The organism is Sinorhizobium sp. CCBAU 05631 (assembly GCF_002288505.1).
In the GTDB taxonomy this organism is placed as follows: domain Bacteria; phylum Pseudomonadota; class Alphaproteobacteria; order Rhizobiales; family Rhizobiaceae; genus Sinorhizobium; species Sinorhizobium fredii_C.
In genome coordinates this window covers 3626878-3652924 of the sequence record NZ_CP023063.1, presented here as the reverse complement: position 1 = coordinate 3652924, position 26047 = coordinate 3626878, and the positions used below count along the sequence as shown (strand labels likewise).

25 protein-coding genes and 1 pseudogene are annotated in these 26047 nt (G+C 62.6%); 13 read left to right on the top strand and 13 right to left on the bottom strand.

The window, feature by feature from the left end; all coding sequences use genetic code 11:
- Nucleotides 1-89 precede the first annotated feature (89 nt).
- From SS05631_RS17705 to SS05631_RS17690, 4 genes are read right to left on the bottom strand one after another with little or no spacing between them, the layout of a single operon-like run.
- Nucleotides 90-467 (bottom strand): helix-turn-helix transcriptional regulator, encoded by a 378-nt coding sequence (locus SS05631_RS17705; protein ID WP_037418463.1) that lies wholly within the window; start codon nt 465-467, stop codon nt 90-92.
- Nucleotides 464-1027 (bottom strand): Smr/MutS family protein, encoded by a 564-nt coding sequence (locus SS05631_RS17700; RefSeq protein ID WP_037418460.1) that lies wholly within the window; start codon nt 1025-1027, stop codon nt 464-466. Before SS05631_RS17700 ends, SS05631_RS17705 begins: the two co-directional genes overlap by 4 nt.
- On the bottom strand, nt 1020-2126 hold the full coding sequence (locus SS05631_RS17695) for a murein transglycosylase A (protein ID WP_037418457.1): 1107 nt from the start codon (nt 2124-2126) through the stop codon (nt 1020-1022). The genes SS05631_RS17700 and SS05631_RS17695 overlap by 8 nt, the downstream gene beginning before the upstream one ends.
- Nucleotides 2127-2141: 15 nt before the next feature.
- Entirely contained in the window at nt 2142-2843 is a 702-nt protein-coding gene (locus SS05631_RS17690; RefSeq protein WP_037418455.1) for a Tim44/TimA family putative adaptor protein, read from the bottom strand.
- A gap of 134 nt (nt 2844-2977) precedes the next feature.
- On the opposite strand from SS05631_RS17690, the gene SS05631_RS17685 reads away from it, so the two are divergent.
- Together SS05631_RS17685 and secB are read left to right on the top strand one after the other, a co-directional pair.
- On the top strand, nt 2978-3484 hold the full coding sequence (locus SS05631_RS17685) for an FxsA family protein (RefSeq protein WP_037418453.1): 507 nt from the start codon (nt 2978-2980) through the stop codon (nt 3482-3484).
- A gap of 140 nt (nt 3485-3624) precedes the next feature.
- On the top strand, nt 3625-4128 hold the full coding sequence (secB, locus tag SS05631_RS17680) for a protein-export chaperone SecB (protein ID WP_095678026.1): 504 nt from the start codon (nt 3625-3627) through the stop codon (nt 4126-4128).
- Nucleotides 4129-4188: 60 nt separating this feature from the next.
- On the opposite strand, the gene dnaQ is transcribed toward secB, so the two are convergent.
- The 5 genes from dnaQ to SS05631_RS17655 form a co-directional block, all read right to left on the bottom strand.
- Nucleotides 4189-4887 carry a DNA polymerase III subunit epsilon gene (gene dnaQ / locus SS05631_RS17675; protein ID WP_037418436.1) on the bottom strand — a complete coding sequence of 233 codons (699 nt, stop codon included), beginning with the start codon at nt 4885-4887 and terminating at the stop codon, nt 4189-4191.
- A 101-nt stretch (nt 4888-4988) separates the two neighbouring features.
- A complete protein-coding gene (gene coaE, locus SS05631_RS17670) occupies nt 4989-5579 on the bottom strand; it encodes a dephospho-CoA kinase (protein ID WP_037418433.1) in 591 nt (196 codons plus the stop codon).
- On the bottom strand, nt 5576-6436 hold the full coding sequence (locus SS05631_RS17665; RefSeq protein WP_037418430.1) for a shikimate dehydrogenase: 861 nt from the start codon (nt 6434-6436) through the stop codon (nt 5576-5578). The genes coaE and SS05631_RS17665 overlap by 4 nt, the downstream gene beginning before the upstream one ends.
- Nucleotides 6429-7028, bottom strand: coding sequence for a Maf-like protein (locus SS05631_RS17660; RefSeq protein WP_037418427.1), 600 nt, complete (start codon nt 7026-7028; stop codon nt 6429-6431). Before SS05631_RS17660 ends, SS05631_RS17665 begins: the two co-directional genes overlap by 8 nt.
- A gap of 139 nt (nt 7029-7167) precedes the next feature.
- The gene (locus tag SS05631_RS17655) at nt 7168-7989 is read right to left on the bottom strand and encodes a pyruvate, water dikinase regulatory protein (RefSeq protein ID WP_037418425.1); all 822 of its coding nucleotides are present in this window, start codon (nt 7987-7989) and stop codon (nt 7168-7170) included.
- 403 nt (nt 7990-8392) lie between these two features.
- On the opposite strand from SS05631_RS17655, the gene hemE reads away from it, so the two are divergent.
- From hemE to SS05631_RS17615, 8 genes are all read left to right on the top strand, one after another.
- Entirely contained in the window at nt 8393-9427 is a 1035-nt protein-coding gene (hemE, locus tag SS05631_RS17650; RefSeq protein WP_037418423.1) for a uroporphyrinogen decarboxylase, read from the top strand.
- On the top strand, nt 9424-9963 hold the full coding sequence (gene hemJ / locus SS05631_RS17645) for a protoporphyrinogen oxidase HemJ (RefSeq protein WP_083854006.1): 540 nt from the start codon (nt 9424-9426) through the stop codon (nt 9961-9963). The genes hemE and hemJ overlap by 4 nt, the downstream gene beginning before the upstream one ends.
- Nucleotides 9964-10160: 197 nt before the next feature.
- Nucleotides 10161-11426: a transcription termination factor Rho gene (gene rho, locus SS05631_RS17640; RefSeq protein ID WP_082911953.1), complete on the top strand. Its 1266-nt coding sequence runs from the start codon at nt 10161-10163 to the stop codon at nt 11424-11426.
- 337 nt (nt 11427-11763) lie between these two features.
- Complete coding sequence (gene mnmE, locus SS05631_RS17635; protein WP_037418441.1) at nt 11764-13083, top strand: tRNA uridine-5-carboxymethylaminomethyl(34) synthesis GTPase MnmE; 1320 nt, start codon at nt 11764-11766, stop codon at nt 13081-13083.
- 99 nt (nt 13084-13182) lie between these two features.
- The gene (gene mnmG, locus SS05631_RS17630; RefSeq protein ID WP_037418420.1) at nt 13183-15063 is read left to right on the top strand and encodes a tRNA uridine-5-carboxymethylaminomethyl(34) synthesis enzyme MnmG; all 1881 of its coding nucleotides are present in this window, start codon (nt 13183-13185) and stop codon (nt 15061-15063) included.
- The gene (gene rsmG / locus SS05631_RS17625) at nt 15060-15701 is read left to right on the top strand and encodes a 16S rRNA (guanine(527)-N(7))-methyltransferase RsmG (RefSeq protein WP_037418417.1); all 642 of its coding nucleotides are present in this window, start codon (nt 15060-15062) and stop codon (nt 15699-15701) included. Before mnmG ends, rsmG begins: the two co-directional genes overlap by 4 nt.
- 14 nt (nt 15702-15715) lie before the next feature.
- The gene (locus tag SS05631_RS17620; protein ID WP_037418415.1) at nt 15716-16510 is read left to right on the top strand and encodes a ParA family protein; all 795 of its coding nucleotides are present in this window, start codon (nt 15716-15718) and stop codon (nt 16508-16510) included.
- Between the two features lie 31 nt (nt 16511-16541).
- Entirely contained in the window at nt 16542-17432 is an 891-nt protein-coding gene (locus SS05631_RS17615; protein ID WP_037418412.1) for a ParB/RepB/Spo0J family partition protein, read from the top strand.
- Between the two features lie 170 nt (nt 17433-17602).
- On the opposite strand, the gene holA is transcribed toward SS05631_RS17615, so the two are convergent.
- Genes holA through leuS form a run of 3 tightly spaced genes read right to left on the bottom strand, consistent with a single transcriptional unit; the run spans nt 17603 to nt 21800 of the window.
- Complete coding sequence (gene holA, locus SS05631_RS17610) at nt 17603-18637, bottom strand: DNA polymerase III subunit delta (protein WP_037418410.1); 1035 nt, start codon at nt 18635-18637, stop codon at nt 17603-17605.
- Nucleotides 18638-18652: 15 nt separating this feature from the next.
- A complete protein-coding gene (gene lptE / locus SS05631_RS17605) occupies nt 18653-19183 on the bottom strand; it encodes an LPS assembly lipoprotein LptE (RefSeq protein WP_037418408.1) in 531 nt (176 codons plus the stop codon).
- Nucleotides 19170-21800: a leucine--tRNA ligase gene (leuS, locus tag SS05631_RS17600; protein WP_037418406.1), complete on the bottom strand. Its 2631-nt coding sequence runs from the start codon at nt 21798-21800 to the stop codon at nt 19170-19172. Before leuS ends, lptE begins: the two co-directional genes overlap by 14 nt.
- Nucleotides 21801-22013: 213 nt before the next feature.
- Between leuS and SS05631_RS17595 the strand changes: the two genes are divergently transcribed.
- Both SS05631_RS17595 and SS05631_RS17590 read left to right on the top strand, forming a co-directional pair.
- Nucleotides 22014-22673, top strand: a complete 660-nt coding sequence (locus tag SS05631_RS17595; RefSeq protein ID WP_037418404.1) for a YggS family pyridoxal phosphate-dependent enzyme — start codon at nt 22014-22016, stop codon at nt 22671-22673.
- A 146-nt stretch (nt 22674-22819) separates the two neighbouring features.
- Nucleotides 22820-24727 (top strand): AMP-binding protein, encoded by a 1908-nt coding sequence (locus SS05631_RS17590; RefSeq protein ID WP_037418401.1) that lies wholly within the window; start codon nt 22820-22822, stop codon nt 24725-24727.
- 9 nt (nt 24728-24736) lie between these two features.
- On the opposite strand, the pseudogene SS05631_RS17585 reads toward SS05631_RS17590, so the two are convergent.
- Nucleotides 24737-25506: pseudogene (locus SS05631_RS17585) on the bottom strand (LysR family transcriptional regulator).
- Between the two features lie 140 nt (nt 25507-25646).
- On the opposite strand from SS05631_RS17585, the gene SS05631_RS17580 reads away from it, so the two are divergent.
- Nucleotides 25647-26033, top strand: a complete 387-nt coding sequence (locus SS05631_RS17580) for an ectoine synthase (RefSeq protein ID WP_037418399.1) — start codon at nt 25647-25649, stop codon at nt 26031-26033.
- Nucleotides 26034-26047: the final 14 nt, after the last annotated feature.

Sequence of the window (26047 nt, the reverse complement as noted above, 5' to 3'; positions counted from 1 at the left end):
GAATCACAGCGCGGATGCCTCGCGGACTATAGGAAATTTGTCCACGGGTTCCAAATCCCGGGCGTCGCGAGCGCGGCCGGGGCGAGGCTTCATCCCCTGTCATTATCAGGAAATGTGGCTTTTTCCAAAATATCTTCCATCGCCTCGATCGCTTCGCCCGAAAGGCCGCGAATCCGCTCGCTCAGGCGGTTGGCAAAGGCGGTGTGGCCGGGCGGCAGACCCGAAGTGTCGAGCACGACCTTCGGATCGGAAAGCCGCGCGATGCTGAAGAGCTCGTCGGCCTCGTCCCAGATCACATTGAAGTAGCCGGCGACGCGCTGCAGGAAATCGAAACTCGGGGCGCCGCGCTTGCCGTGTTCGAGGGCCGAAAGATAGGCCGGCGAAACGCCGATCGCCGCCGCCATCTCCTTCTGCGAGACCCCCTTGCGGCGGCGCAGGTCGCGCATGGCCTCGCCGAAGGGCGTCATGGCGCACGCCCCCTGGTGCGCGCCAGGCGGACATAGAGCGCCCCCTCGCCCCCATGATTTCGTGCCGCCGGCTCGTAGGACGAGATCAGCGGGCGAAACTCGGGAAGGGCGAACCAGAGCGGCACCGCTCGCTTCAACGCGCCGTCGCTGCCGAACGACGTTCCCTTGCCGGTGATGACAAGGACATGGCGCAAGCCGCGCTCGTGCGCCTTCAGGAGAAACTGCAGCAGGAACCCATGCGCCTCGCTCTGGATCATCCCGTGCAGGTCGATACGCGCCTCGAGCGCCAGCCGCCCCTTCGCCAGCTTCCGCTTCACCGGTCTCTCGATCGGATGGTGGCGGTGCTCGGCCTTGCCGCTCAGGGCAAATCCCTGCTCAGGCTTCGCCGATGCGGACAAGCCGGCGTCGGCCGGCTGGGGAGAGGACGGCGCCGGCGGCGGCTCGATCTCGCCGAGCAGGTCCTCGAGGTCCTGCAGCCGCCCCGGCATCGGCTTGGTCGAGCGCGCGACCTTGCCCCACAGGATGCGATCCTCCGGCGACAGCTTTTTCTCCCTAGCCATGGCGATATCTGGCGGCGGCCGCGCGGGGCACGAGGATGAAGAAATCGGCAGCGGCGCGCACCGAGCCGGCAAGTGCGCCGGCCGCCTCGCCGGAGCCGGTGAAGATGTCGCCGCGGGCCGGTCCGACGATCGCCGAGCCGGTATCGAGCGCCAGCATCAGCCGTGCAAGAGGACGGCCGCCATCGAGATGGGTAAGCGTCTCGCTGGCAATGTAGAAGGGAACCCCGAAGGTATGGATGAGACGGTCCACCGCGAGCGACCGGCCCGGCTCGAGCGGCACCTTGGCGGCGGCGACCGGTCCGAGGCTTTCGTCCTCGACCGACGCTTCACGGAAGAAGATGAAAGAACGATTGTGCCACAGGACCTGGTCGACCTTCGCCGGATGGGCCGCGAGCCAGTCGCGAATGCTCGCCATCGAGACGGTCGCCGGGTCGATTTCGCCGCGCTCGATCAACAGTTTGCCGATCGCAGAAAAGCGGTGCCCGGTCTTTGCCGCATAGGTAATGCGGCGGCGCGTTCCGTCCGGATAGATGAGCCGCGCAGCACCCTGGACATGAATAAAGAAGACGTCGACCTTCGAGCGGGCATAGGCGATCTCGAGGCCGCGGCCGGCGAGTAGTCCCTCGTCGATCGCCCGTCGATCGGAATATTCCTCAATCCTGCCATCGCGAAGCCGGCCAAAAACGAAATAAGGATCCATTCCCTCGGGCCGATTCGCGTCATCAATATCGATGAGATCGGCGGGCCGCCGGTAGAAGGGAAAGCGGAACTCCGCGTCTGCGGTGGCGCGAACCTCGACTTCCGGTTCGTAGAAGGCAGTGACGAAGCCTTTCCCTCCGTCGTCGGGACGGATGCGGAACGGCACGAAGCGGTCCTCGAAGAAAGCGCGCGCCGCGGCAGCTCCCGAAAAACCGGCACCGGCCGCCTCGTAGGCGGGCAGCAGGTCGGCGACCGTTACTCCGAGAGAGCCTGTCCTGTACGGCTTGACCGCCGTCACATGATGATGACAGCGGCGAAGCGCATCGATGACGGGAGTCGGGTCGTCCTGCTGCCACCCCGGCAATTCCGAAAAGGACACCGGTTCGAGATCAAAGGCCATTATCGCCCCTTGCGGTCAAGTTTCCGATTCGGTGGCGATCAGCTTCCAGTTCGGATCGCGCGAGCGGATGTCGCGCGCAAAGGTCCAGAGGTCATTCACTTCGGCAACCGAATCGGCGTCGCCGTCGATCAGCTTGCCCTGTTTGTCGTAGGTGGCGGAGATGAGCTGGCTGACGATGCGAACGGTGACGTTCTCTTCAGTGTCCTTGAGCTCCGCATGGACGATCTCGGCCTTTTCGATACCGACGAAGGTCGACTTGACCACCTCTCCCTTGGCCTCCCGTTCGGCGATCGCCGCTTCGAAGCCTTCATACACCTCGCGGGACAGAAGACTTTTCAGTGTCTTGCGGTCGCCGTCGGCGAAGGCCATGACGATCATCTCGTAGGCCATCTTCGCGCCGTTGAGGAATTCGGCGGGCTGGAAGCTCGGGTCTGCGTCGCTGAGCGCCCGCAGTTGCGCGTTCAGCGGCGTGCCGGGCTTGGAAAAGCCATCGATGGCGGCGTAACGGGACTCGTCCTCCGCGCTGCTCTCGCGGCGAGGGAGCTGCACGACCTTGCCATTGTCCCTTGCCTCCGGACCCTGCGCCTCGCGCGGCGAATAGGGGTCGAAAGGCGGTCGTTCATTTCCTGTCCTGCGGCCAAGGACGCTGCGCAATTGCAAGAAGATGACCACAGCCGCGATCAGGAAAAAAAACGTGATGAAGTCGAAAGAGCCCATTTCTACCCGGAACCGCTGTTAGAATTTCTCTTGGTGTTCCATATAGTCCGCAAGGATAAACCATTCAAATGGCGATGTCGCACCCATAAACCGGAGACCGGTCAATTGCACTCATCTTCTTGCGAGCACGATCGATGCGGTCGCTGATCATTCCCCTCGTCATCCTCGGCCTGCCGATCGCAGAGATTGCCGGCTTCGTGGTCGTCGGCCGCGAACTCGGCCTGGCGATGACGCTGCTGGCCGTCCTAGTGAGCGGAGTTGCCGGCGTCCTGCTCTTACGCATCCAAGGTCTCGGCACTTTGCGCCGCGTGCAGGAGGCGGCCCGGGCCGGAAAGGACCCGGGCCCGGATCTTCTCGGCGGTGCGCTCATCTTCGTTGCAGCAATCCTGCTGATCGTCCCGGGCTTCATCACCGACATCGCTGGTGTCATTCTCTTCCTGCCGCCGGTCAGGCGCGCCATCTCCTCCTTCCTGCAGACGCGGCTGACGATCCTGACGACCGGAAGCGGCTTCTACTCCGGCGGCCGCGGCAGCGACCGGCCGCGCGGCCCGACGATCATCGACCTCGACACGGACGAGTTCTCCAGAAGGAACGACGACGAAAACGGTCCCTCGCCGCCTGGCAACCGGATTTCCGGGTAGGTCAGGGCGATAGTGAATCCGGTCGGCGAAGGGGGCCGTAACGCCTTTCAGTCCGGGGAACCGGTCCCGGCTTCGAGGGTTGTAAGCCCAGGTCCGAAGTGCTAGATGGCCTCACCAATTCGAAGTCCGAGGAAACTCTTATGACGACTGATACCGCATCCAACGGCAATGGCGAGGCCCAGCAGAGCCCGTCGCTCAACATCCTGGCCCAGTACGTCAAGGACCTCTCCTTCGAGAACCCCGGCGCCCCGCGTTCGCTGCAGGCCCGCGATCGCGCGCCCTCGATCAACATCAATGTCAACGTCAATGCCAATCCGCTCGCGGAGAACGATTTCGACGTCGTTCTCTCGCTGAACGCCCAGGCTCAGGACGGCGACAAGGTGCTGTTCAACGTCGAGCTCGCCTATGGCGGCGTTTTCCGCGTATCTGGCTTCCCGCAGGAGCACATGCTGCCGCTGCTCTTCATCGAGTGCCCGCGCCTGCTCTTCCCCTTTGCCCGCCAGATCGTCGCCGACGCGACCCGCAACGGCGGCTTCCCGCCGCTGATGATCGACCCGATCGATTTTGCGCAGATGTTCGCTCAGCGCATGGCGGAGGAGAAAGTCCGCGCCCAGGTTGCCAACAGCAACACGACGACGAACTGACGCATCCTCGAATAAGTGCAAAAAACCCGGCTCAGAAGGCCGGGTTTTTGTTGCGGGCTTTCAGCCGCTGTACTTTACCCAGATCGCCTTCGCACCGATCTTGGAAACGAGCGCCGCATGGGCCGCGATCTCGGCTTCCGTCAGGCGCGGCGTCAGCACCCGCTCCCTTTGCATGACGATGATCGGACCATCGTCCGCCTGTACGGCAAGACCGTTGATCTCGCTCGTCACCAGCCCCAGCGCCGCCTGGCGGCCGCCGATCATTTCGATATAGACTTCGGCGAGCAGCTCGGAGTCGAGAAGGGCGCCGTGCTTGGCGCGATGCGAGTTGTCGATGCCATAGCGACGGCACAGCGCATCGAGCGAATTCGGGCCCATCGGGTGCTTGCGCCGTGCCATGGCCAGCGTATCGGTCACCCGATCGATCGCGATCGGCGGCAGCCCCAAACGGTCGAACTCGGCATTGATGAAGCCGATATCGAAGGTCGCGTTGTGTGCGACCCAGCGCGCATCTCCGAAGAAGTCGACGATCTGCTCGACCACGTCGGCAAAGGATGGCTTGTCCTTCAGGAAGTCGTCGGTGATGCCGTGCACGGCGAGCGCATCGGGATGCACCTTGCGGTCGCCCGGATTGATATAGAGATGGATTGTCCGTCCGGTCGGAAACTGGTTCTCGAGCTCGACGCCGCCGATCTCGATCACCCGGTCCTCACGGCTGTCGAGGCCGGTCGTTTCCGTATCGAAAATGATCTCACGCATGAATTTTCCTAAGACGGGCTACTCGGCGAATCAGTTGATCCGTTCGTGCGACCGATTTTAATGTCGTTGCTTTTCCAGTTGAAGATGCTCATGGCCGCGGGTCAGGGGCTGTCCACGGTCAAACGATCGACAATGGCGCGGACCTGCTCCCGGGTAACGTCGAAACTGTCGCTCGTGTCGATGACGTAATCCGCCCGGGCGCGCTTTTCACTGTCGGGCACCTGCCGCGCGAGAATCATCGCGAATTTCTCGGCGGTCATGCCCGGGCGCTTCATGACACGCTCTCGCTGGATCTCCGCATCGCAGCTGACGACGACGACCCGGTCGAGGCGCTTCTCGGCCTTGGTCTCGAAAAGCAGCGGGATATCGAGAAGCACGAAAGCCGCTCCCGCCGTCCTGTGCCTTGCCACGAACGCATCTTCCCTCGCCCGGACAAGCGGGTGAACGATCCGCTCCAGTTCGCCGAGGCGCTCCGGTTGCGCCAGCAACTGCCGGGAAAGCTCCGCCCGATCGACGATGCCGTCCTTGGCGACGCCCGGAAAGGCTGCTTCGACCGGCGCCACCGCTTCCCCGCGATAGAGATCGTGAACCACCTCGTCCGCGTCGTTCACCGGGACGCCGAGCTCCCGGAACATCTGAGCCGCCGTCGTTTTTCCCATGCCGATGGAGCCGGTGAGCCCGACGGTGATCATGCGTGCACGTCCATATCTTCGATAATAATTTGCCGAAGCGTTTCATCGACTTTCGGTTTCCGGCCGAACCATTTCTCGAAACCCGGCACGGCCTGGTGCAGGAGCATGCCAAGGCCGTCGACGATCCGGAAGCCCTGCTCTTCGGCCTGGCGAAGGAGCGGCGTTTTCAACGGCACATAGACGATGTCGGTGACCACCGCGCCGGCTGCGAGCGGCGAGAAATCGATCGACGGCGCCGGCTCGCCGTCCATGCCGAGCGAGGTCGTATTCACGAACAGACCGGCATCGGCCATGACCTCGGAAAGGGCGGCGATCGGATGGGCCTCGACGGCCTCGCCAAACCGGTCAGCCAGTTCCTGGGCCCTGGCGGCCGTGCGGTTCACCACATGGATCGTCCTGACGCCGCGATCGCGGACCGCCTGGATCACGGCGCGGCTGGCGCCGCCGGCGCCGAGAATGACGGCCGTGGAGGTACGATCCCAGCCGCTTGCCCGCTCGTCGAGATTGGCGACGAAACCGCGCCCGTCGGTATTGGTCGCGTAGATTTGTCGGTCTTCGAGCCAGAGGGTATTGGCGGCGCCGAGCTCGGCACTCAGCTCGTCCGGCCGGTCGGAGAGCTCGAAAGCCATCTCCTTGTGGGGGATGGTGACATTGCCGCCGCAGAAGCCAGTGCTGCCCTCCCGCAGATTGCGCATGAAATCAGGGAAGGCCGCCGGGGTCACCTCGTGGGCCCGGTAGCTTCCGGCAATGCCGAACTGTTTCAGCCAATAGCCGTGGATCAGCGGCGAGCGAGAATGCTTGATGGGATAGCCGGTGACGAAGGCGTGGTTAAAAAATGTTTCACGTGAATCACGCATCGATCGATCCCAATTCGCGGAGTTTTTCAAGAAGCGGCAGCATCGGCAGACCTAGGATCGTGAAGTAATCGCCGTCGATCTTCTCGAAGAGCTGGATCCCCTCACCTTCGAGCTGATAGGCGCCGACGCTCGAAAGCGCCTTCTCCCCGACCCTTCTCAGATGCCGTTCGGCAAAGGCGCGTTCCAGCGGCCTGACCGTCATACGCGCGGTCGACACATGCCGCCAGAGGACCTCACCGTCACGGACGAGGACGATGGCGCTGTTCAGGCTGTGCGTCCTGCCGGAGAGCGAGAGGAGATGTTCAGTCGCCTCCGCCATATCTTTCGGCTTGTGATAGACGCGGGTGCCAAGCGACATCGTCTGGTCGCTGCCGATCACCAGCGCGCCTGCGAAATGGCGCGACACATCCTTCGCCTTGGCTTCCGCTAGTGTAAGCGCCACCTCGGAAGGCGAGGCACCCGCCTCTTCCAGCGGTCGTTCCAGGGCGCGCTCGTCCACCTGCGCTGCGCGGGCCGCAAATGTCAGCCCGGCGTTTTCCAGGAGAGCGCGCCGAAAGGGGCTGGCAGAGGCGAGCACGAGCGAGGATGTCATCTTCTCAATCCGCAGTTCCGAGATCACGATGGTCGCTGGACCGGTCGCATGCGATCATCATGATCGATTCCGCATGAACCGGAACCGAACGGCGCGACCGAACGGCTGCTGTGCGACCTTCCGGTTCCTGGGCTCCGCTCTATCTGAGCCGGGGGCGAAGGGCAACGATCGCCGCGGCGGTTTCCTCGATCGAACGGCGGGTCACGTCGATCAGCGGCCAGTTGTTGCGGGCGCAGAGCGTGCGGGCATATTTCAGCTCCTCGGAGATCGCCGCCCGATCCGTATAGTCCTCGCCATGAAAGCTCGGGGTCGTACCGAGCAGGCGATGCTGGCGGACCTGGGAGAGCCGGTCGGCGCTGGCGATCAGCCCCACCACCAGCGGCTTCGTCGCCTTGAGCAGGCCCTCCGGCAAGGGCACGCCGGGGACAATCGGAATGTTGGCGGTCTTGATGCCGCGATTGGCGAGATAGATGCTCGTCGGCGTCTTGGAGGTCCGGCTCACGCCGACGAGCACGACATCCGCCTCGTTGAAATCGGCCGGCATCTGCCCGTCGTCGTGATCCATGGTGAAGTTCAGCGCCTCGATCCGGGCGAAATAATCGGCATCCATGACATGCTGTGCGCCCGAACGGCGCCGCGACGGCGAACCGAGATAGGATTGGAACAGTTCGATAATCGGGTCGAGGACGGAGACGCAGGGAACGCCGATCTCGCGGCAGCGCTGGTCGATCATGCCGGCTAGTTCCCGATCGACGATCGTATAAAGCACGATGCCCGGTGCGCCGTCGATCGCATCGAGAACCTGCATCAACTGCTTCCTGTTGCGGATCAGCGGATAGACATGCTCGAGCGCGTGCGAGGACTGGAATTGCGCCGCGGCGGCGCGGCCGGCGGCTATCAGCGTCTCGCCCGTCGAATCGGAGACGAGATGCAGGTGGAAGTAATTTTTTCGGTTCTCCACGCAATTCTCCGGAGGCTGTTGATAGGCCGGGACACCGGCGGCCAAAATCGCGGCCGCCGCTTAGGCCCGTGGAAAAGGGTCGCGTTATTCACATCCGAAGCCCGGACGAAAAACGCCCGGGCGCAGTTGTGGACAAGACTCAAGCCGACGACAAATTGTCACGCCGATCGACTCCTTGTCCACAGGAATCGCAAATCCGAACGCCTGGGCAAGATGCTGACTTTCCTGTCTTTTCTCAACTTTTCCCGATCCGTTGGCAATCCAGACGAACTTTCTCCAATGATACGCGTGGCGATCGGCGGCGGTTGGATGAACTGAGGATTGATTTTAATCCTTGATAGCCACCGACTCTAAGAAATAGAAACAATTTCAAATAGGTTGATTTTAGATTGGGAAATGGCGAGTGGCCGAGACACGTCGCAAAGTTCTTGAGGTGTTGAACGGGAAATGCCTTACGCCTCCGCCCGTCTGGCTGATGCGCCAGGCCGGCCGCTATCTGCCGGAATACCGGGCGACACGCGCGAAGGCCGGGAGCTTCCTCGATCTCTGTTATTCGCCGGATCTCGCCGTCGAGGTGACGCTGCAACCGATCCGGCGCTATGCCTTCGACGCTGCGATCCTCTTCTCCGATATTCTCGTCATTCCCGACGCGCTGCACCGAAACGTCCGTTTCGAAGAGGGCCATGGACCGCGGATGGATCCGATCGACACCGACGGCATAGCAAGCCTCAAGGCCGATCAGGTTTTGAACCATCTGGCTCCCGTCTTTGAAACCGTCTCTCGGCTTCGGCGGGAATTGCCTCAGGAGACGACCCTGCTCGGCTTCTGCGGGGCCCCGTGGACGGTTGCGACCTATATGATCGCCGGCCGCGGCACGCCGGACCAGGCGCCGGCGCGGCTCTTTGCCTACCGTGATCCGAAGGCCTTCGAGCAGCTTCTGGCGTTCCTTGCCGATGTCTCGGCCGACTATCTCGTCGAGCAGATCGATGCCGGCGCCGATGCGGTGCAGGTCTTCGATTCCTGGGCAGGCGTGCTCGGCGAGGACGAGTTCGCCCGCTTTGCCGTGGAGCCGGTGCGGCGGATGATATTATCGGTGCGGGCCCGCCGGCCTTCCGCGAAAATCATCGCCTTTGCAAAGGGTGCGGGCCTGCTGCTCAAGGACTATCGCCGCTTGACGGGGGCGGACGCGATCGGCCTCGACTGGACGGTGCCGCTGTCCTTTGCCGCAGAATTGCAGAGGGACGGACCGGTCCAGGGCAATCTCGATCCGATGCGGGTCGTTGCCGGCGGGTCGGCCATGGAAAACGGCATCGACCGCATTCTCGATGCGCTCGGCAACGGGCCGTTGATCTTCAATCTCGGCCACGGCATCACGCCGGAGGCGGACCCGGAGAACGTCGCGGCCCTGGTGGCGCGCGTTCGTGGGATCAGGGGATGATCGAGCGGCAAACCGATAGCGCGCCCGGAAGGCGGGCGCGGCTACGCGCGATCGCCGCCCTTTTGATCTTCGTCGCGCTGCTGGCGGCGCTCTTCATCGGGGAGCCGGACGATCTGTATCTCTGGATCAAGGCGTTCCACATCATCGCAGTGATCTCCTGGATGGCGGCGCTGCTCTATATGCCGCGGCTCTTCATCTATCACACCGACGCCGTGCCGGGGTCGGCGCAGTCCGAGACCTTCAAGACGATGGAGCGGCGGCTTCTGAAAGTCATCATGAACCCGGCGATGATGATCGCCTGGCTGCTCGGCCTCCATCTCGCCTGGAGCGTCTACGGGTTTAGCGGCGGCTGGCTTCACGCGAAGCTTTTCTGCGTCTTTCTGCTGACGCTGGTGCATATGCATTTTAGCCGGGCGGTCTCCGACTTTGAGCGAGACGTGAATCGAAGGACCGCGCGCTACTGGAGGCTGATGAACGAGGCTCCGACGCTGTTGATGATCGTCATCGTTATCCTCGCCGTCGTGAAACCATTCTGAATTCAAACGATTCGCAGCTGCAATAGTTGCCGCTAAATTGCTGCGCCCCCTTGCGGCGTTCCACGTGAATCGCTATTTTCGCGCATCTCCTTCATCCCCAAGGCCTGTGACGAAGTTTAGAGCCTGCCCCCTTTCCCCTCGCAGCTCCCTTACGAAAATCACGCCTCTCCCATTCCCCTACAAGACATGGACTCTTCATGGCTGAAATGAAGCTTCAAGACCTCAAGAACAAGACGCCGACGGATCTCCTGGCCTTTGCCGAAGAGCTCGAGGTCGAAAACGCCAGCACCATGCGCAAGCAGGAGCTGATGTTCGCCATCCTCAAAAATCTGGCCACGCAAGAAATAGAAATCATCGGGGAAGGCGTTGTCGAGGTCCTTCAGGACGGCTTTGGCTTTCTTCGGTCGGCAAATGCAAATTACCTGCCCGGTCCGGACGACATCTACATTTCGCCGTCGCAGATTCGCCGCTTCTCGTTGAAGACGGGCGATACGGTCGAGGGGCCGATCCGCGGACCGAAGGAAGGCGAGCGCTACTTCGCGCTGCTCAAGGTCAACACGATCAATTTCGACGATCCGGAGAAGATCCGCCATAAGGTCCACTTCGACAACCTGACGCCGCTCTACCCGAATGAGCGCTTCAAGATGGAACTGGAAGTACCGACCTCCAAGGACCTGTCTGCCCGGGTCATCGACTTGGTGGCGCCGCTCGGCAAGGGCCAGCGCGGCCTGATCGTCGCGCCGCCGCGTACCGGTAAGACGGTTCTCCTGCAGAACATCGCCCATTCGATCACCGCCAATCACCCGGAATGCTATCTGATCGTTCTCCTGATCGACGAGCGGCCGGAAGAAGTGACCGACATGCAGCGCTCGGTGAAGGGCGAAGTCGTCTCCTCGACGTTCGACGAACCGGCGACGCGCCACGTGCAGGTGGCCGAGATGGTGATCGAAAAGGCCAAGCGACTCGTTGAGCACGGCCGCGATGTGGTCATTCTGCTCGATTCGATTACGCGCCTCGGACGTGCCTACAACACCGTCGTTCCGTCATCAGGCAAGGTGCTCACCGGCGGTGTCGACGCCAATGCGCTGCAGCGGCCAAAGCGCTTCTTCGGCGCGGCCCGCAACATCGAGGAAGGCGGCTCGCTGACGATTATCGCGACGGCGCTGATCGACACGGGCAGCCGCATGGACGAAGTCATCTTTGAAGAGTTCAAGGGCACCGGCAACTCGGAAATCGTCCTTGACCGCAAGGTCGCCGACAAGCGTATCTTCCCGGCCATGGATATCCTGAAGTCCGGCACGCGCAAGGAAGACCTGCTGGTGCCGCGCCAGGACCTGCAGAAGATCTTTGTGTTGCGTCGCATTCTCGCGCCGATGGGCACGACCGACGCGATCGAGTTCCTGATCGACAAGCTCAAGCAGACGAAGACCAACGGCGACTTCTTCGATTCGATGAACACCTGATCGGGTCTGCGGCGACTCTTGTGGCAAGGCGGGACTCGCGAGTCCCGCCTTTTTCTATGAGGGGCAGCGAGCCGATCTGACGTTGGCAACCCAAGATGACCTTCGGCTTCCGTGCACGGCGGTGATTCACGTGAAACAATGCCGACGTTGCGCCGGACTCCGAGGGCCCACCATACTTGCATTCCGGCGCCCAGACATGCATAAGTCTGCGCCGTTCCCTGTGCCGACAGCTGCGTCTGTTTCGGGCGCAAGGAGAGAGAGTTAGCTCCTCGATACAGACGGAAGACGCCGCCGGCGCACAGGTTTGACCTGTGTGCTCACCAAATCGAACAAGCCGATGCAGCTCACGGACACTATCTACGCGCTCTCCAGCGGCGCCCTGCCCGCCGGGATTGCTGTCATTCGCATCAGCGGGCCGGCGACGGCCGGTGCGATCGTGCAGCTTTGCGGCGCTCTGCCAAAACCGCGCTCCGCCTCGCTCCGAACGATTCGGAATCGAAACGGTGAGATGCTCGATAGCGGGCTGTTGATCTATTTTCCCGGACCGTCGTCGTTCACGGGGGAGGATTGCTGCGAGCTGCAGCTCCATGGCGGGCGAGCCGTCGTGCACGCCGTCCTCGAGGCGCTTGGCGAGTTCGATGGATTGCGGCACGCAGACGCTGGCGAATTCTCGCGGCGCGCTTTTCAGAACGGCAAGTTGGACCTCGTCGAGGTCGAGGGACTGGCCGACCTGATTTCGGCCGAAACCGAAATGCAGCGTCGCCTGGCGATCGAACAGGCGAGCGGCGGTCAATCGGCTCTTTACCACGGCTGGGCGCGACGCCTGACCCATGCACGCGCGATGATCGAGGCGGAACTCGACTTTGCCGATGAAGAGGATGTCCCGGGCTCCGTCAGCGGCACGATCTGGAGGGATGTCGAGAAGCTTCAGGCAGAGATCGACGCCCATACCGGAAAGGCCGGGCTGGCCGAGATCATTCGCGATGGCCTTAAGATCGTCATTGCCGGCGCGCCGAATGCCGGCAAGTCGAGCCTTCTCAATACGCTGGCGAAGCGGGACATTGCCATCGTGACGGAGATCGCCGGCACGACTCGTGACGTCATCTCGGTCGACCTTTCCTTAGCCGGATTCTCGGTGAAACTATTCGACACGGCCGGGCTGCGGGAGACGGACGAGATCGTCGAGCGTGAAGGCATCCGCCGGGCAAGGGAAGTTATCGGACACGCCGATTTGATCCTCCTGCTATCGGAAAAACCGGACGGCTTTGTTTTGAACGAGCCGATTGCTGATGAAGCTCCGATCATTCGGGTTGCTACCAAGTTCGACCGAAACGCAACGATTTGGCGGGCGGGTCAGGCGGATGTGTTTCTGTCGACGAAGACCGGCGACGGCATCGGCGAGTTGCTGAAAAAAATCACGGCGCACCTGCCGGATCTCGCCGGGCGGACGTCACTTGCAATCCCGTCAAGAAAGCGTCATGTGGATTGCCTGAAACAGGCCAGCGTCGCGCTGGCGCGCGCCTTGGGCACCGAGGGCGCAGATCTCCAGGCTGAGCAGCTGCGCGTCGCCGGCGACGCACTTGGACGGATTACTGGTCGGGTGGATGTCGAGAACCTGCTCGACGTGATATTCTCGGAGTTCTGCATCGGCAAGTGAGATGGCGTGCGATCGAAGCGGGTCGCAAGCTCGTTTCACGTGAAACCTTCTTGACAGGATGCGGCGATTAACAATCAACACCCGAGCGCGGGAGTGTCTATGACGAGCTATGATGTCATCGTAATTGGCGGAGGTCATGCCGGCTGCGAAGCCGCTTCGGCGGCGGCGCGGCTTGGCGCGCAGACGGCTCTGGTAACCCACAAAATCGAGACAATCGGGGTGATGTCCTGTAACCCGGCGATCGGCGGCCTCGGCAAGGGGCACTTGGTTCGGGAGATCGACGCCCTCGACGGGCTGATGGGACGCGTCGCCGATGCCGCCGGCATCCAGTTCCGGCTCCTCAATCGGCGCAAGGGGCCTGCGGTCCGGGGACCGCGCACACAGGCGGATCGCCGGCTCTATCGCGAAGCGATGCAGCGGGAGATCGGCGCTATTGAAAATCTCACGGTCATCGAAGGTGACGCCTTTGACCTTCTGACCGATGGCGACGCCGTCACCGGCGTGGTCATGAAGGATGGCAGGGCCCTTAGGGCCGCCTCGGTGGTACTGACCACGGGGACTTTCCTCAAGGGACTGATTCATATCGGCGATCGCAAGGTTCCGGCTGGCCGCGTCGGCGAAGAGCCGTCGCTCGGCTTGTCGGAGACGCTCTCCCGCTCCGGCCTGGCGCTCGGACGGTTGAAGACCGGCACGCCCGCGCGGCTGGACGGCCGGACGATCGACTGGGACCGCGTCGGCCGGCAGGGGCCGGACGAGCAGCCGGTGCCCTTCTCCTTCATGACCGACACGATCATCAATCGCCAAATCGATTGCGGCGTAACCCGGACGACCGACGCCACCCACAAAATCATTGCCGACAACATTCACCGCTCGGCGATGTATTCCGGTCAGATCGAGGGAGTCGGCCCGCGCTACTGCCCGTCGATAGAAGATAAGATCGTCCGCTTCGGCGAACGGGACGGTCACCAGATCTTCCTCGAACCCGAAGGACTGGACGATGACACCGTCTATCCCAACGGCATATCTACGTCGTTGCCGGAGGAAGTCCAGGAAGCCTTCACCCGCACCATTCCTGGCCTCGAGGATGTGGTGATTCTTCAGCCCGGCTACGCCATCGAGTATGATCACGTGGATCCGCGCGAGCTCCAGTTGTCGTTGGCGGTTCGAAAAATGCCCGGGCTGTTCTTGGCTGGTCAAATCAATGGAACGACCGGCTATGAAGAGGCTGGAGCGCAGGGCCTGGTCGCCGGCCTCAACGCCGCGCTGGCAGCGACGGGCCGGGAGCCCTTCATCTTCAGCCGGACAGACTCCTATATTGGCGTGATGGTCGACGATTTGACCTCGCGCGGAATTAGCGAACCCTATCGGATGTTCACCTCGCGGGCGGAGTATCGCCTGTCACTTAGGGCCGACAATGCCGACATGCGTTTGACCCCGGTCGGCATCGAGCTCGGTTGCGTTGGGGAGGCGCGCCGGGCCCGCTTTGCATCGTGGAGGGGTGCCTATGAGAACGGCCGCACGCTCCTGCAATCGCTGTCGATCACACCGACCGAGGGCAAGCGGTTTGGCCTCAAGCTCAACCAGGACGGCCAGCGGCGTTCAGCCTTCGAAATCCTTTCCTACCCGGATCAGACGATCGATGGGCTGAAACCGCTGTGGCCGCAGCTCGAAGGAATTGATCGGCGCGTCATCGAAGCGCTGGAGATCGATGCTGCTTATGCCGTCTATATGGAGCGCCAGGCGGCAGACATCGCCGGTGTTCGGCGAGAAGAGAGCGCATCTATTCCGGACGACTTTGACTATAGCGACTTGCCGGGGCTCTCCAACGAGCTGAAGCAAAAACTGGCGCAGCAGCGGCCGTGCAATTTGGCGCAGGCGATGAAGGTCGATGGCATGACCCCCGCGGCCGTGTCGCTGCTGCTGTCCTGGTTGCGGCGGCAGGAGCGCGGTGCGTTGGCTGCGGGGCGTGCGGCGCAATGAAAGCGAGTCCTGCCGAGCGCATGAAAGCGCTGCGTGTTTCACGTGAAACGCACGAAAAGCTGGAGCATTTCGCCGGGCTTTTTCAGAAGTGGGCGAAGTCGATCAACCTTGTGGCACCGTCTACGCTTGAGGATCTGTGGCAGCGCCATATACTAGACAGTCTGCAGATCTTTCAGCTGTCTCCTTCGCCCAAGGTCTGGGTAGATCTTGGCAGCGGCGGCGGTTTCCCAGGCGTTATCACTGCCATCTGTCTCTCCGAATTTTCAGATGGATGGGTCCATCTCGTCGAAAGCAACAACAAGAAGGCTGCATTTTTGCGCGTTGCTCTCAACGAAACGGGGGCCCGCGGATCGGTTCATCCGATTCGAATCGAGCAAACCGCTTCCGCTATCCCGCGCTGTGACGCGATTTCGGCCCGTGCGCTCGCCGATTTGTCGCAATTGCTTGACTATTGCGCGCCGTGGATGCTTCAGAACGACGCGAAAACCGTCGCCTTCTTTCATAAAGGCCGGGATTATCAAACGGAAGTTGATAAAGCGGTTAGCCGCTTTCAATTCGATCTGGTAAAACATGCAAGTGTCGTCGAGCCGGATTCGGTTGTGCTCGAGATTGCAAATCTTTCACGTCGGACGAAGTGATAGGCGAGCGAAGCATGTTTGGCCCAAGAAATCGGATCATCACCATTGCCAATCAGAAAGGCGGCGTTGGCAAGACGACCACCGCAATCAACCTGGCGACAGCGCTGGCGGCGATCGGCGAAAGGGTCCTGATCGTCGATCTCGATCCTCAGGGGAACGCCAGCACCGGACTGGGCATCCAGCGGCGCGATAGGCATTTGTCATCCTACGAGCTGATGATGGGGAGCCACTCGATCGGCGAGATTGCCCAGGAGACAGCGGTGCCGAACTTGGCCATCGTCCCGTCGACCATGGATCTACTCGGCGTCGAAATGGAGATTTCTCGCGAGTCCGATCGGGTTTTCCGCCTGCGCAAGGCGCTCGCCGCGCCCGAGGCACTCGCCTATTCCTACGTTCTCGTGGATTGCCCGCCCTCCTTTAACCTGCTGACGATGAATGCCATGGCGGCGGCGCATTCGGTGCTTGTGCCGCTTCAATGCGAGTTCTTCGCGCTCGAGGGTCTGAGCCAGCTGCTGGAGACGGTCGATCAGGTCCGCCGCACCGTCAACCCGAGCCTGGATATTCAGGGCATCGTGCTGACAATGTTCGACTCGCGCAACAATCTCGCCCAGCAGGTCGTCAACGATGTCAGGACACATCTGGGCGAGAAGGTCTATCACACGTTGATTCCCAGGAACGTCCGTGTTTCGGAGGCGCCGTCCTACGGCAAGCCGGCCATTCTCTATGATCTCAAATGCGCCGGTAGTCAGGCCTATCTGCAGCTGGCCTCGGAAGTCATCCAGCGTGAGCGGCAGCGCAAGGCTGCGTGATTGTTTCGGTTTCGTAATCATCGGGTGTAGTATGAACGACGACAGCTCCAAGAGACGCCTTGGCCGCGGCTTGGCCGCCTTGATCGGCGAGATGGATCAGCCGTTGCAGAGCGGAACGGCGCCGACGAGCCCGGTCAATGCCGACCGGCGTGTGCCAATTGAGTTCGTCTCGCGCAACCCGCGCAACCCGCGACGGCAATTCGACGAGGCGGAACTCCAGGATCTGGCAAGTTCGATCCGCCAACATGGCATTGTTCAACCAGTCGTCGTCCGCACCGTCGGTCATGAACGCTACGAAATTATTGCGGGCGAGCGCCGTTGGCGCGCCGCTCAGCTTGCCGGCTTCACCGAGATTCCGGTGATCGTGCGCGACGTCGACGATCGGACGGCGCTGGAAATTGCCATCGTCGAAAACGTCCAGCGCTCCGATCTCAACCCGCTGGAAGAGGCGCTCGGTTACGAACAGCTGATTGCCGAGCACGGCTACACCCAGAACGACCTCGGCGACATCATCGGCAAGAGCCGCAGCCACGTCGCCAACAGCCTGCGGCTGCTAAAATTGCCGGAGCCGGTGCGCGACATGCTTTCCGACGGCAGCCTCTCTGCCGGCCACGCCCGCGCCCTGGTGCCGACCTCCGATCCGGTGGCGCTGGCGCGCTCGATCGTTGCCAAGGGGCTCTCGGTACGCGACGCGGAGCGCCTCGCGCAGAACGACATCAAGGCCCAGAACGATCCCAACTTCGCCAAGGGGCGGCATCGCGAGGAAAAGGACGCCGACACGCTGGCGCTGGAACGGACGCTTTCGGACAGTCTGGGGCTGGAAGTTACCGTCAGCCACAAGGCCTCCGGCGGACACCTTCGGATCGCCTACAAGACGCTCGATCAGCTCGAGGAGATCTGCCGGCTGCTTGAACGGCGCTGAAGATCGCGCTCCTGTCGCCGGAGAGCAGTTGACCAGCGAGTGCCTACGCCGGACCATTCTCGTCCGAGCGGCACAATTTCCTGCAGTGACGTGGCGGCAACTCCGTTGCGCTCTATTGAAGAAAGCGCTCGGTTCGCATGGAGCTGAGGCTACAACCGCGGCGGTGGCCTTCAGCGCCGTGCCGATTGAATAGCAATTGCCAGCAGGTTTTGCAGCACGAGGCTTTCCTCGAGGCTCTGCCGGGCACGGCTCTGATAGATGGTCGCCTGCAGGCGACCGAGTTCGCGCCGGATCGCAGGCGCGGTCCAATGTTTCAGCGCCGCCTCGACGATCGGCTTGCGCCGGAAATGCAGGCCGCGGCCGAGGCTTGCGACCACCTGGCTCGCCTGTTGCCGGTTCGCGTCCATTTCGGCGCGCATCACGTCCAGTTGCTGAAACTGCCGGAGGCAGGCCTGCAGCACCAGGAAAGGCGGCGTTTTCGACGTGGTGATCTTTTTCATGGCGTGCAGCAGCGCATCGATGTCACCCTGGAGCACCGCATCCACCGCGTCATCGACAGAAATGGCGCTGGCATCACCGACGATGGCGAGGACATCCTCCTCGTCGACAATATCCTTGCCGCGGCAGTAGAGCGCGAGCTTGCGCAGCTCGTTGCGCGAGGCGATACGATCGCCGCCGAGCGCTTCAACAAGATCCTCGCGCGCCGCCGGGCTTATGCGCAAACCCGCCTCGGCGAGTTCCTTGTCGATCAGGGCGTGCAGGCCGCGCGCATCATCGCTGTAGCAGGCGACCGAGGCGACGGCCCGCGAGGATTCGCCGATCTTCCTGAGCGCTGCCCCCTTCTTGAGATCGCCGGCCTCGATGATGAGCGTGCTGCCGGCGGGGGGGCTGTCGGCGAGGACTTGCAGCGCCTCGGCGACCGCCTTCTCGCCCGAGGCGCCGCGGATCCAGACGAGTTTCTCGCCGCCGAAGAGACCGATGGCATTGACCTCGTCCAGTATCCGGCCGGCCCCCTGCTGCAGCTCCGACGCGTCAAGCTTCACGAGGGCAAACGGATCGTCGAGAGTAACGCCGGAGCGGCCGGCAAGCTGCCCGGCGCGCTCCGAGACAAGGCCGCGATCGGGGCCGTAGAGCAGGAAAAGGCGGTAGTTCGACGCGCCTCTGTTCAAGAAGCTGTCGAATTCGTGCGACTTGACCTCGCTCATCCGACTAACCGGTCCTCAGCGGCCAAGGGCGGCGGCGATATCGGCCCTGATGAGTTCCGCCAGTTCCTTTGCGGCGCGGCTTTCGGCGTCACGCACGGCGCGCACCTTGGCAAATTCCTGTTCCGGGAAGTCGGCGAGCGCAACCGCCGAGCGATAGCCGGCCTTCACCGTCTCGCCTGTCGCCGTCCGCGTCAGATTGTAGTCCGCCTTGACGACGATGCGGCCGGCGGCTGCGCGGTCCTCGGCATCGTCGTAAAGCACGCCCATCGTCCGGTGCGAGACGTTGAGGGCGAGATGGTATTGCGGGTTGACGGGCTCGCCCCGACCGCCGGCGGCCAGGAAGATCAAGGCATTGCGCACTTCCTGTTCGACGCGGTCGTCGGCTTCCGAGATCTCGACGGAGCCAAGGGCCGCGGACGTGGCGCCGGTCGGGCCGTCCGAATAGAGCGGACGCACCTGGCAACCGGCCAGTACCGCTAGCAGCAAGGTGCCGGCAAGCACGCCAAAGGAGCGGGAACGAAGGCCAGCTTTCTCAGACAACGACATTGACGATCCTTTGGGGCACGACGATGATTTTTTTCGGTTTGCCGCCGTTGAGCGCCGCCTGGACGGCGTCAAGCGCGAGGACGGCGCTTTCGATCGCACTCTGATCTGCGTCGCGCGCGATTGTCAAATCGGCGCGTTTCTTGCCGTTGATCTGCACCGGCAAGGTGATTTCGTTCTCAACGACGAGTGCCGGGTCGAAGGCCGGCCATGGGCGTTCGGCGATCAGCCCTTCACCGCCGATCTCGCGCCAGCACTCTTCCGCCAGATGCGGCATCATCGGTGCAATCAGGTCGATGAGGATCGTCGTTGCATCCTTAACCGCAGCGGTAACGGACCCGTCGGCCTTGCCGGCGGCGACTTGCGTCAGCGGTGCGGCAAGAGCGTTGACGAGTTCGTAGATGCGGGCGACAGCCTTGTTGAAGGCAAGCTTGTCGTAGTCGGCTTCGACGGCGCGGAGCGTACGATGGGCGGTCTGAGAAATCGCCAACCCCTCGCCTTCCTTAGCCGGCAAAGCATTTACGCCGCGCAGGCCTTCCGCGGCTTCTCCCACCAGCCGCCAGACGCGCTGTACGAAGCGGTGAGCGCCTTCGACGCCCGCCTCGGACCAGATCACGTCGCGGTCCGGCGGCGAATCGGAGAGCACGAAGAAGCGTGCCGTGTCGGCGCCGTAGGAAGCGATGATGTCGTCGGGATCGACGACGTTCTTCTTGGATTTCGACATCTTCTCGATCGAGCCGATGGCGACTTCCTCCCCCGTCTCGATCAAGACCGCACGGCGGCGGCCGTCGATTTCCTCGATGCGGATTTCGGCCGGCGTGACCCACTCGCGCTGCGCACCCTCGCCGCGGCTATAGGTCTCGTGCACGACCATGCCTTGTGTGAACAGACCCTTGAACGGTTCGTCCAGCGCCACGTGGTCGGTCGCCTTCATCGCACGGGTGAAAAAGCGCGAATAGAGCAGGTGCAGGATGGCGTGCTCGATGCCGCCGATATACTGGTCGACCGGCAGCCAGTGATTGGCGACCTTCGGATCGGTCGGCTTGTCCTCCCAGGGCGCGGTGAAGCGCGTGAAGTACCAGGAGGAATCGACGAAAGTGTCCATCGTGTCAGTTTCCCGACGTGCATCCTTGCCGCATTCAGGGCAGGCGACATGCCGCCAGGTCGGGTGCCGGTCGAGCGGGTTGCCCGGCTTGTCGAAGGTGACGTCCGGCGGCAGGGTGACCGGCAGATCCGCCTTCGGCACCGGAACGACGCCGCAAGCCTCGCAATGGATGACCGGGATCGGGCAGCCCCAATAACGCTGCCGGGAGATACCCCAGTCGCGCAGGCGGAAATTCACCTTGCGCTCCGCACGCGGCGCGCCGTTCAGCGTCTCATTTTCGAGCTTCGAGGCGACCGCCTCGAAGGCCTCTTCCGTGGAGAGACCATCCAGGAAGCGCGAATTGATCATCACGCCGTCACCGACATAGGCTTCGTCGCCGATCGTGAAGGAAGCGGCATCGGCATCCTTCGGCATCACCACCGGCACGACCGGCAGGCCGTAGGCGAGGGCGAAATCCAGGTCGCGCTGGTCGCCGGAAGGGCAGCCGAAGATGGCGCCCGTGCCATAGTCCATCAGCACGAAATTGGCGACATAGACGGGCAGTTCCCAGTTCGGATCGAACGGGTGGCGGGCGCGAATGCCGGTGTCGATGCCCTTTTTCTCGGCCGTTTCGAGGGCGGCGAGCGAGGTGCCGGCGCGCCGGCATTCCTCGCAGAAGGCGTCGACCGCCGCATCCCTGGCGGCGGCTTCCCTGGCAAGCGGGTGGTCGGCCGAAATCGCCAGGAAGGAGGCGCCGAAGAGCGTGTCGGGCCGCGTCGTGTAGACGGTCAGTTCGCTGCTCTCGCGGGGAACGGTCTCAGGATCGAGTTCCCACCGGAGCAACAGCCCCTCGGAGCGACCGATCCAGTTCTTCTGCATCAGCCGCACCTTTTCCGGCCACTGATCCAGCGTGTCGAGCGAGTCGAGCAGGTCCTGGCTGAAATCGGTGATACGGAAGAACCATTGGGTCAGCTCGCGCTGCTCGACCAGCGCGCCGGAGCGCCAGCCGCGACCGTCGATCACCTGCTCGTTGGCGAGCACGGTGTTGTCGATCGGATCCCAGTTGACCTTCGACTGCTTGCGGTAGACCAGACCTTTTTCCAGGAAATCGAGGAACAGATATTGCTGGCGCTGGTAATAGGCCGGATCGCAGGTGGCGAATTCGCGGCTCCAGTCGAGCGACAGGCCCATGACCTTGAGCTGCGCCTTCATCGCCGCGATGTTCTGATAGGTCCAGCCGGCCGGATGCACGCCGCGCTCCATGGCGGCGTTCTCGGCGGGCATGCCGAAGGCGTCCCACCCCATCGGATGCAGCACGTTGAAGCCGCGGGCGCGCTTGTAGCGGGCGACGACGTCGCCCATCGTGTAGTTGCGCACATGCCCCATATGGATCCGTCCGGACGGATAGGGGAACATCTCGAGCACGTAGTATTTTTCACGCGGATCGTCGTTCCTCGTCTCGAAGACCTTGCGCGCATCCCATTCCTGCTGCCAGCGCGGTTCGGCGTCACGCGGATTATATCGTTCGGTAGCCATGTCTCTGTCGATGTTCCGGAAAATCTGCGGGGCTAAGGCGCCCTTGTGATAGTTGGCCTGACCTTCATCATGAAACCGCCTGACCGTCAAGTTTTGAAGGCCGGGCGCGCCGTACTTTGGCGGAATTGGCCGACCTCGGCTTGGCCGGGCTTGGCAAGCACGGCAAGTTTCAATAATTCGGCTTGCAAGCCTCGAATGGCAAGGAGCACAAGCATGGACGTAGAGGAACGACTGAACGATGTCTTGAGCCGGATTCGCATGAGCGAAAAGGCGGCGAAACGGGCTGAAGGCGTCGTCATGCTCGTCGCCGTCTCGAAGACCTTCGAGGCGGACGCGATCCGGCCGGCGATTGCCGCAGGGCAGCGTGTGTTCGGCGAGAACCGCGTCCAGGAAGCGCAGGGCAAGTGGCCGGAGTTGAAGGCCGAGACGCCCGATATCGAGCTCCACCTGATCGGTCCGCTGCAATCCAACAAGGCGGCCGACGCCGTCGCCCTTTTCGATGTGATCGAGACGATCGATCGCGAGAAGATCGCCCGCGCCGTCGCCGCCGAGATGGAGCGACAGGGCCGCAGACCCCGGCTTTATGTGCAGGTCAATACCGGGCTTGAACCGCAGAAGGCTGGAATAGCGCCGGAGGACACAGTTGCCTTCGTCGACCTCTGCCGCGCGGAGCTCGGTCTCGACGTAGAAGGGCTGATGTGCATCCCGCCCATCGACGAAAATCCGGGTCCGCATTTCGCCTTGCTTGCCAAGCTCGCCGCCAGATGCGGCCTTACCCGCCTGTCCATGGGCATGTCCGGCGATTTCGAAACGGCCATCAGCTTCGGCGCCACCAGCGTGCGGGTCGGATCGGCGATTTTCGGTAGGCGCTGATTTTCTTGAATCTTGAGGTGAAGCTCGGAACCCGCTGTTCCGCTCCATTACTCTTTCGTCGGGCTTCATCTTTCGCTCCACAGGCCTATCCTTCAGGACCGAGGAGCCGGGCCAATCCGTCCGGAAATCGGTGGAGGAGAACGGAAATGGCGAGCCGCTATTCCGACGTGTATGCCGCATGGAAAGCCGATCCGAGTGGGTTCTGGTCCGAGGCCGCAGGGGCAATCGACTGGTTCGAGAGGCCCCGCCGCATCTTCGACGCCGAACTCGGAACGTACGGTCACTGGTTTCCGGATGGCGTAACCAACACCTGCTACAACTGTCTCGACCGCCACGTGAAGGCCGGTCGTGCCGAACAGACGGCCTTCATCTATGACAGTCCCGTCACCGGGCGGATCGAGAAGATCTCCTATGCGGCGCTGCTCGCCGACGTCAAGGCGATGGCCGCTGTCTATGGCAAGCTCGGCATCGTCAAGGGCGACCGGATCATCATCTATATGCCGATGATCCCGGAGGCCGCGATCGCCATGCTGGCGGCGGCGCGGATCGGCGCCGTGCACTCGGTCGTCTTCGGCGGTTTCGCCGCCAACGAACTCGCCGTGCGAATCGACGATTGCCAGGCCAAGCTCGTCGTGTCGGCAAGCTGCGGGCTGGAACCCGGCCGCACCGTCTCCTACAAGCCGCTGCTCGATCAGGCGATCGAGATCGCCAGCAACAAGCCCGCCCATTGCCTGATCTTCCAGCGCGAGATGCTTGCCGCCGATATGGTACCCGGCCGCGATATCGATTTCGCCGCCGCCCTTGCAGCGGCGAAGCGGGCAGGCGAGGAAGCGCCCTGTGCGGCGGTCGCATCCACCGATCCGCTCTATGTCCTCTACACGTCCGGAACCACCGGCCAGCCGAAGGGCGTGGTGCGCGACAATGGCGGCCACATGGTCGCCCTCAAATGGTCGATGGAAAACTTCTTCGGCGTCCTGCCCGGCGAGGTGTTCTGGGCGGCGTCCGACATCGGCTGGGTGGTCGGGCACTCCTATATCGTCTACGGACCGCTCCTCAATGGCAGCACCTCGGTGTTTTTCGAAGGCAAGCCGGTGGGGACGCCCGATCCAGGCACCTATTGGCGGATCATTGCCGAACACGGCGTAGCCGTCATGTTCACCGCCCCGACGGCGCTCAGAGCGATCCGCAAGGAGGATCCGGAAGCCTCCCACGCTGCCCGTCATGACCTGTCGCGCTTCCGGGCGCTTTATCTTGCGGGAGAGCGAGCCGATCCGGACACGATCCGCTGGGCCGAGCGGGCGCTCGGCGTTCCGGTCATAGATCACTGGTGGCAGACGGAGACCGGCTGGCCGGTTGCCGGCAATCCGCTCGGCCTCGGCCTGCTGCCGGTGAAATACGGATCGCCCGCTGTTCCCCTCCCAGGCTATGACGTGCAGGTCCTTGACGATGCCGGCCGTCCGGTCAGGGCCGGCACGCTCGGCAATGTAGTCGTCAAGCTGCCGCTCCCGCCCGGATGCCTGCCGACCCTCTGGAAGGCCGACGACCGCTTTCGGTCCGCCTATCTCGAGGAATATCCCGGCTACTACAAGACGGCCGACGCCGGCTACATCGACGAGGAGGGCTATGTCTTCATCATGGCCCGTACCGATGACATCATCAATGTCGCCGGTCACCGGCTTTCGACAGGCGCCATGGAGGAGGTCTGCGCCAGCCATCCGGATGTTGCCGAATGTGCGGTGATCGGCATCGCCGATCCGATGAAGGGGCAGGTTCCGGCCGGCTTCCTAGTGATCAACGCGAATGTTTCCCGTGAGACGGCGGAGATCGAGAAGGAAGTGATCGCCCTCGTCCGCGAGCGCATCGGCCCGGTCGCCGCCTTCCGAACCGCGATCTGCGTCAAGCGGCTGCCGAAGACCCGGTCGGGCAAGATCCTGCGCGCGACGATCCAGAAGATCGCCGACCGGCAGCCCTGGAAGATGCCGGCGACGATCGACGACCCCGCGATGCTCGAAGAGATCACCGAAGCGCTGCATGCCAAGGGAATCGGCGTCTGACGCGGGACATCAGCCGGCCTGCAGTTCGACCACGCCTTTGAACCAGGCGCAGAAGATGGATGCGGCCTTCTGGCGCGCAGTCCTGCAGATCAGGAAATAGCTCTCCTCTTCGAGGATGGACGTCTCGGAAAGTACGATCAGGTCGCCATTGGCGATCTCGCGCCGGCATACCTCGACCGGACAGAGGGCAACGCCGTGGCGGTCGTCTCGTCGTGCAGGAGATGCGCCGCTGCGATCTGCTGTGCATTGTCGAGTCCACCCCTCCGTTCAAGATAGCGCGGACTGGCGACCGGCCGGTTGACGCGGGAAAAAAGCCGCTCGCAAGTGACGCTATCCGACGTATCGGCGCCCAGCGTAATCAGCACATCGCAGCCGGTTTCGCGCAGGCGTTGCGCAGCCGTGGCATAGATTACCTTGACGGTAATGTCGGGATGGGCGGCCAGGAAACCGCCGAGCGCCGGGATCAGCCAGCGCGTCGCGATCGAGGGAATGCAGGCGACGGTGATTCCCGATTTCGTTCTGAGCTTCAAGGCTTCCGCTTCGGCGGCAATCCGTTCGAAGCTGGCCGAGAGGGCTTCCGCGAGCCGTTCGGCTTCGGTCGCGAGCCGGACGCCGCGCTTTTCACGCAGGAACAGCGGGCGGCCGAACCACTCTTCCAACTGCCGCATCTGATGGCTCACGGCGGCATGGGCGACATGCAACTCGTCGGCGGCCCGCGAGAAGCTCGCAAGTCGGGCGGCGGCTTCGAAGACGCGAAGTGCGCCTAGGGGAGGCAGCATATGTAGATTCTCCTCAACTATCCGGTGAGGAATCGTCGTTTGTACGAACCGGTACTCCGGGGAATAAAGGACTTCAAGGTGACCGACGAGAGCCGGTTCTCCCTGATTTGTCAAACGCTCTTAACACATTGGAGAACAGCATGTTCGTGCGCAGCCTGCAAGATGTCGAAACCACCGATCACTTCGTTGAGTGGGGAAGCGGTACCAGCCACCGCCTGCTGACGGAAAGGGACGGGATGGGATTTACCGTCTGCCACACGGTGGTGCGGGCGAAAACCGTGTCGCTGCTCCAATACCGCAACCATCTCGAAGCCTGCTATTGCATCGCCGGAGAGGGTGAGGTGGAGGACATGGAAGGCAATGTCTTTCCCATCCGGCAGGGCGACATCTATGTGCTCGACAAACATGACAGGCACTATCTGCGTGGCGGTAGCGACAAGGACCTGATCCTCATCAGCATCTTCAATCCGCCGCTCAAGGGCACCGAACGCCACAACCTCGATGATTCGACCGGCTCGGCCTATTAAGTGGGCAAGTTACG